This window comes from Oribacterium sp. (assembly GCF_057249185.1).
Genome location: NZ_DBHIGR010000121.1, coordinates 1 through 6,964, shown reverse-complemented (window position 1 = coordinate 6,964; position 6,964 = coordinate 1). Strand labels below are relative to the sequence as shown.

The following is a 6,964-nucleotide window of genomic DNA, read 5'->3' as shown; positions in this document are numbered from 1 at the left end:
CTGGATGAAATCAATGCGGAGATCGAAGCCGTAAGGAATGGGAAATAACGTATGAAACTATATGCAGTGATAGATACCAATGTGCTGGTTTCCGCTCTTCTTCGCTGGGATTCCGTGCCCGGAGCGGTTCTGGAACAGGCTCTTGTGGGAAGCATTGTTCCTCTCCTCAGCGATGAAATCATGACTGAATACGAAGAAGTGCTGCGGCGGAAGAAATTCCCCTTTAAGGAAGAGGATATCCAAGCCGTGACAGATGGGATTCGGATGCGTGGTGTGTTCCTTGACCCGGAGAAGCTGGAGGAAAACCTGCCCGACCCGAAGGACGTAATCTTTTATGCGGTCACTATGGAAGCCAGAAAAGACAGTGACGCTTATCTGGTAACCGGGAACATCAAACATTTCCCCCTGAAGCCCTATGTGGTGACACCGAGGGAAATGCTAACGATTCTGGAGAATGGCGGAAAGTCACTCCCGGAGGAAGCAAATAATGATGAATGATGCGCTCATCAAAAGTTTTTGCAGACGCTGTCTGCAAAATTGGAGAGAGGTCGTAATTTTCTAAATATCTTCATTCTCTGAATCTCTACATTTCCAAAACCGATTCAATGCTGAGGCGCAAGGCAATTTCTCGGGAACCAATACCGAAGGAGCGCATATCGTGTTCCTCTACATTTGCCAAAGAATCTCCGGTGTAGAGCAGACTACCCCATTGAATATCCCGCATCTTTGCCACGGCTGCCAGGGCGGAACACTCCATTTCCACAACGGTACAACCTTCCGACTTTCTATATTCCACCTTTTCTTTGGTTTCCCGGAAAAATCCGTCGGTGGACCAGGTAGTTACCTCTTCATAGGGCAAATGATGGGAGCGCAGAACCTTTTCGATAGCCTTTCTTGGGGCTTCCTCTATGTCCACGAAGCGGGAGGGCGGAAGATAGTGGTAGGAAGTGCCTTCGTCCCGCAGTGCTTTTTTCGGAACCAGAAAAACGCCTTCCTCCTTATGAACCAATACACCGCAGGAACCACTACTGATGACTTTTTTCACTCCATGGGCAATGAGCCAATCCAGAATTTGTGCGGCAGGGGCAGCACCTACAGGAGCCTGCACCAAGAGGAAGGGAATTCCATTTTCCTCCAATAAAAAAATGGGATAATGCATAGTGGCGGAGATAAAATGGGTCAATACCTTTCCACTATGCTGTAAGGCATATTTTTCAACCGTGTCCTGTAAAAAGGCAAAAACGGCCCTCTCCGGAAAATGCACATCCAGTGCTTCGTGACCTGGCTCTAAAACGGCACTGGGGTCGGAATCAAATTCCAAGATGGGAATTTCGTGTTTTTGAATACTCATTTTGGCCTCTATTGTTCTCTTTTTAAAAGGGTTTTATGGTAAAATAATAGCAATATTTTTTTATAAAGTCCTAGTATACATGGGAAAATAAGATATTCGCAAGAAGGAAAATATTAAGGCAATTTAAATATTTAAATTGTATGAGGAGTAAGTTAATATGAAAGTACTGGTCATACCGGATGTGCATTTAAAAACCTGGATATTTGATAAGGCGGAAAATGTCTTAAAGTCCGGTAAGGCAGAAAGGGCAGTCTGTCTTATGGATATGCCTGATGATTGGGATATGGAATTTGAGATTGATCGATACAGAGCAATCTACGACAGGGCTATTGCATTTGCCAAGAACTATCAGGATACCCTTTGGTGCTACGGAAACCATGACCTAAGCTATCCCTGGGGACGACTGGAAAGCGGCTATTCTCCTTATGCAGAGCGGACGGTTATGGAAAAACTGGAAGAGCTGGAAAAGAGCCTGAAAAATTCCTCTCAAATCAACATTATGCATAGAATAGGTCGAGTTTTGTTCTCCCATGCAGGCCTTAGCACGGAATTTGTAAAAAGTCTAAATAAGAAGCTTTTGGATGGGAATATAGACGAGGTTCTCCATTCGGTAAATACTGCTTCTCAGGATAAGCTATGGAATGATGAATCGCCCCTTTGGCTAAGAGCATTGGATGTACGGAGAAAATGCTTTAAAGCGGAGCACTATAAGCAAGTTGTGGGTCATACTCCGGTGGAAAAAATATTGGAAAAAGACGGTATGATTTTCACGGATGTATTCTCGACGTATCGGGATGGTAGGCAGATTGGGGAATCTGCCATGCTGGTGATAGATTCCGAGACGGGGGCGTATGAGGTGGTAGAGGTTTAAGCATATTTTTCGCTCTAGGTAAAGAATCTGATATATTGTCAGGTTCTTTTTTATTGGAAAACTTAACTCCCCTTTGAGTCCGTTCAATCGGACAGTAGAACGCTTATATTTGAAAGCAAATATAGAAGCTTTCCAAGAGAGGGGGAAAAGGGATGTTTGTTGCAAGCAAGAAAGGCAGTGTAAAGATACTTCACAATCAGCAGTGCTTCTATGGAAAACGAATTCGACCGGAAGACCGTCAGCTGTTTTATACCCTGGAAGAGGGAGAAAAAGCGGGATACCACAGCTGTAAGTATTGTTCTGCCATTGGCCGGCATTATCGAAAAGAGGCGACAAAGATAAAGCAATTCTGTGAAGAGAATAAGATATTTCTACAACATGAAAGTAGGGAAATTCATGTACAGATGCCAATAAGTCATTGGAAGATTGTGTGGAATGAAAAGAATGGGTGCATTTTTCTGTATCACAAGAATGTATTTCGTCGATTTATGGAGGAAAAGGAAGAAGTACCGGGCTACCATAGACAGCCTGTGACAAAGAGTAGCATTTATGGCTACTTAAAGTACATTGTTATTCATGACAAATGGATATTTCATCATGGAAATGGCGAGGAAAATAAGCCTAAAGAAAGCTATCATGGAATTAGGAGAAAAAAGTACATAAGTCAGGTAAGGAGAATGAAAAAGAAGGAGAGGCGAAGCAGTATCAGGCGAGTCTATAATCTTCTGGAGCAGTTGGAAAATTATCGTAAGATGAAAGGAGAGAAGATTAAGTAGTAGCTCACAAGCCTGTAATAAATAACAGGTAAATCATGGTTTAATCATAGAGAAATCATAGAGAAATCATAGAGAAACCATAGAGAAACCATAGAGAAATCATAGAGAAATCCTAGAGAAAGAGGATAGCCCTTTGTTTTTCAAAAAATGAAGGGGGCTATCCTCTTTTGCTTTTTTCTTCTTTTTCAGCTTCATTTCAGTTTTTTTTCCTATACTCCAGCCATGAAAGGAATTGAAGCAAGTGCTTCCTACTTTCCTTTCAGGAAACGAAGGCAGACAAGGAGGGATAAGCATGAAAAAGAGGATTGCCTTAATACCGGCTTATAAACCCAATATACAGTTATTGGAATTTGTAAAAGGAATTGAAGAGCATGGAATGGATTGCCTGATTGTAAATGACGGCTCGGGAGAGGAGTATTTGTCTCTCTTTCATAAGATAGAAAGGGAGACGGAAGCTAGAGTGCTGTCCTTCTCGGAAAATAGAGGAAAGGGTGCTGCTTTAAAGGCGGGACTGGAATATTTGCAGAAGGAAAATGCGGGATTGCAAGGGGATTTTACCCTTATCACCTTAGACGCGGATGGACAGCATTTGCTGAAAGACGCCCTCAATCTACTTTCTGTAGCAGAGGAGAAAAAAGATACTTTGATTCTTGGCAGCAGAACTCAGTCCAAGGATTCGCCTCTTCGTTCCAGAATCGGAAACGGCATTACCAAGGAGGTGTTTCATCTTTGCACAGGGGTGGAAGTAAAGGATGCCCAGACAGGGATGAGAGCATTTTCCGGAAAGATGATTCCGAAAATGTTGGATATTCCGGGGGAACGTTATGAGTACGAAATGAATGTGCTTTTGTATTTGGCAAAGGAAGGAGTGCCTATGGAAGAAGTACCGATTGAAACAGTATATATCAATGACAATGCGGAAAGCCATTTTGATACGGTGAAGGATTCCTATCGGATCTACAAGCAGATTTTAAAATTCTCTGCCAGCTCCTTAGTATCCTTCCTGGCGGATTTTCTGCTCTACAGTTTCTTCTTCTTGACTACAGGAGGACTGTTTGTATCGAATTTCCTTGCAAGAGTGATTTCCCTGCACCTAAATTTCTTCTTAAACAAGACCATGGTATTTTCCACGGATGGAGAGAAGGAAGATATTGCAGAAAGCAAAAAGAGGATGGAAAACGCTAGAGTGCAGAAGGGAACTAAGTGGAATCTATCCGCACTAAAGAGCTTTAAGAAGGAAGAGTACCTTTCCTATCTTGGGCTGGCAGCATTTATCTTCTTAATTAACAGCTTTATTTTATTGGGAATTGTAGGAAGCTTGGGAATGAATCCTTACCTAGCGAAGATTTTAACGGAAGGCCTGTTGTTCTGCCTGTCCTACTTCGTGCAAAAGAAATGGATTTTCGAAAAGAAAAATAGCAAGAAAGTAGTAGCCAAGCAGGAAGAGCTTAGGAAGCCCTATGGTGCAACAAAGATAGAAGCATCTAAGGCATTTTCCGGCAAAAAGGATGAAGAGTTAGAGGCTTTTGAAGAGAGCTTACAAGAGGAAAACGGCCGGATTATACAGGCGCAAGTATAAGGAAAGGACAGAAATATGAGAAAGTTTAACGGAAAAAAAGCAGGAATTATATGCGGTGTGGCATTGGCTTCATTTACCTCCTATGCCCTCTTGGATACCTTCGTAATCCCCCACCCTATGCAGACGGTGTCGGGACAGAACTTAGATTCCAACGGGCTGTCTATAAATGAAGAGGAGAGTACAGAGGTGGAAAATGCCTATGCAGCTAATCAGGATCAGGACGGTTTAAGTTCCAATAACTCCGGACAAAGTGGCTTCAATCAAGATGATTCCGGACAAAATGGATTTAAGCAAGACGGCTATCATCAGGATGGTGAGAATAACGATAATTACGACGAAAACAGCTCTGATCAGAGCTTTGGCGGAAATGGTGGATTCGATAATGGACAGGGCTTCGGTGGGCCCGGAAATGGCGGACCGGGCGGACATGGTCAAGGCGGCCCGGGACGGGGAGGACAGGGTAGAACCGGTGGCGGAAAGAGAAATTCCGCTAATAATTCTTCTAACAACAGCTCAGGAAACTCTTCCAAGAATAATTCCGGTAAAGCAAATTCTAACGGAAACTCCGGCAGCACCGGATCCGAAACGAAATCTACTACGAAATCCACTACGGAATCTACTACGAATTCCACCGGTAGCACCAGAAGCACAACAAGTTCTAATTCAGGCACAGTCATTGGTACTTACTCTGATAGCAAGAGCAAAATTACCGTAACTCAGTATAGAGTCTATGATAGTAATATTTATGTGGCAGATGTGGAGGTAACAGACGGAACAAGCATTCTTTCCGCATTTGCAAACAATACCTATGGAAGAAACATTACCGACACTACTTCCGATATGGCGGAGGAAAACAATGCGGTTTTAGCGATTAACGGAGACTACTACGGGGCAAGACAAAGTGGCTATGTCATTCGAAACGGTGTGGTATACAGAAACCAGGGAAGTAACGGAGAAGATATGGTGATTTCCAAGGACGGAACACTTTCCTTCATTTCCGAATCCGACACCACTACAGACTCTCTGATACAGAAGCAGGCTTGGCAGGTTCTTTCTTTTGGGCCGGTTCTTGTAGAGAACGGACAGATAGCCGTTACGGAAAATGATGAGGTAGGTATGGCTATGGCCAGCAATCCAAGAACAGCTATCGGTACTGTAGCCAAGAACCATTATCTCTTTGTGGTGTCTGACGGAAGAACTTCTGAAAGTGCGGGATTAAGCCTTTACGAGTTGGCAAACTTTATGAAGTCTTTAGGGGCGACAAATGTCTATAACTTGGATGGAGGCGGATCTTCTACCATGGTGTTCCAGGGAGAGGTGGTAAATAACCCCACTACCAATGGAAACAAAATTTCCGAGCGAGCAGTCAGCGATATTTTGTATATCGGAAAGAATTCATAATACTAATAATAAAGGAGAAAACATGGAAAAGAATCAAGTGCTTTATTATCATTCCTTTAGCGAAAAGGACAATGCAGAAGAAAGGATGGAGAAAATGGAGAAGCTTTATGAAAAAAAAGAGGGGCAACTGTCCTGGAAGTCGCTTCTCCCCATTGGCTTGACAACGGTCTTTGTCTTTGCTTTTGCGCAGATTTACGGACTTTTCTCCCACGGCGTGTACTCAGCTTTTATGAGCTATGCCTTTTTACTCCCCGTAACCCTCATTTTCCTTCCAAAGTTTATCAACCTACGTACAGGCAATCGCCTTTGGAATCTTTCTTTGGAAAATGGGAATGAGGAAGGGGAAAAGAAGTTGTTTTTCGCCTCTTTGGCATTCTTCCTTTGGAAGAGCGGCGTGGCGGTACTTACGGTAGGCTCCATCTATAAAGGGGTATTGGACATATACGGAACCAGCGGCACTTTTGAATGGATTTACTTGGTAGTGGGAATTTTGGCATTAGTATCCGGAGGAATCGGTGCTTTATTGGCAAAGAAAGAATAAACTGTAAGGGAAAATGGAAAAGGGCTTGTCGTGTAAGATAAGCTCTTTTTTCGCGTTGGCAGTGTGGTTTAAGACTATAACTATGGATTGGTATTTATAAGATTATGCAATAAAACTGATAATTTATAAAATAATCCAATTTCTCTCCTGTGGTTCTCTGGCGTATACTCTTCTTCGTTACAGCTTACAAAGAGTGGCTTAAGGAGGAAAAAATGAGAAAAAGCTTAAAGTTTGTGTTGCTCTTGGGAACAGTGGGTGTATTGATGGCTGCCTGCGGAAATAAGTCCGGAAGCAACAGCGCAGAGACCACCGTAAAGGGAACAGAGAAGGGAACAGAATCTGTTGCTGCAGAGATGAGTACAGAAAAGGCAACAGAAAAGGCAGAGGTTTCCGAAAAGAAGGTGGTGGAGGGCGCGGTAAACAATACCGTTGACTTATCCAAGTA

The 6,964-nt window shown here is 43.1% G+C and carries 6 protein-coding genes and 2 pseudogenes; 7 read left to right on the top strand and 1 reads right to left on the bottom strand.

Annotated elements, in window-relative coordinates:
* The first annotated feature begins 51 nt into the window (after nucleotides 1-51).
* On the top strand, nucleotides 52-498 hold the full coding sequence (locus tag ACO4PX_RS07385; RefSeq protein ID WP_314834064.1) for a putative toxin-antitoxin system toxin component, PIN family: 447 nt from the start codon (nucleotides 52-54) through the stop codon (nucleotides 496-498).
* A gap of 85 nt (nucleotides 499-583) precedes the next feature.
* Here the strand turns inward: ACO4PX_RS07385 and ACO4PX_RS07380 are convergent, their stop codons facing one another.
* On the bottom strand, nucleotides 584-1,351 hold the full coding sequence (locus tag ACO4PX_RS07380) for a nucleoside phosphorylase (protein ID WP_485572143.1): 768 nt from the start codon (nucleotides 1,349-1,351) through the stop codon (nucleotides 584-586).
* Between the two features lie 157 nt (nucleotides 1,352-1,508).
* On the opposite strand from ACO4PX_RS07380, the gene ACO4PX_RS07375 reads away from it, so the two are divergent.
* The 6 genes and pseudogenes from ACO4PX_RS07375 to ACO4PX_RS07350 all read left to right on the top strand — a co-directional run.
* The gene (locus ACO4PX_RS07375) at nucleotides 1,509-2,222 is read left to right on the top strand and encodes a metallophosphoesterase (protein WP_485572142.1); all 714 of its coding nucleotides are present in this window, start codon (nucleotides 1,509-1,511) and stop codon (nucleotides 2,220-2,222) included.
* A 152-nt stretch (nucleotides 2,223-2,374) separates the two neighbouring features.
* Nucleotides 2,375-2,998, top strand: a complete 624-nt coding sequence (locus tag ACO4PX_RS07370) for a hypothetical protein (protein ID WP_485572141.1) — start codon at nucleotides 2,375-2,377, stop codon at nucleotides 2,996-2,998.
* 292 nt (nucleotides 2,999-3,290) lie between these two features.
* On the top strand, nucleotides 3,291-4,577 hold the full coding sequence (locus ACO4PX_RS07365; RefSeq protein ID WP_485572140.1) for a glycosyltransferase: 1,287 nt from the start codon (nucleotides 3,291-3,293) through the stop codon (nucleotides 4,575-4,577).
* 624 nt (nucleotides 4,578-5,201) lie between these two features.
* A pseudogene (locus tag ACO4PX_RS07360) lies at nucleotides 5,202-5,978 on the top strand (phosphodiester glycosidase family protein); the annotation flags it as partial.
* Between the two features lie 22 nt (nucleotides 5,979-6,000).
* The gene (locus ACO4PX_RS07355; RefSeq protein ID WP_485572139.1) at nucleotides 6,001-6,519 is read left to right on the top strand and encodes a hypothetical protein; all 519 of its coding nucleotides are present in this window, start codon (nucleotides 6,001-6,003) and stop codon (nucleotides 6,517-6,519) included.
* 212 nt (nucleotides 6,520-6,731) lie between these two features.
* Nucleotides 6,732-6,964 (top strand): annotated as a pseudogene (locus ACO4PX_RS07350) (transglutaminase); the annotation flags it as partial.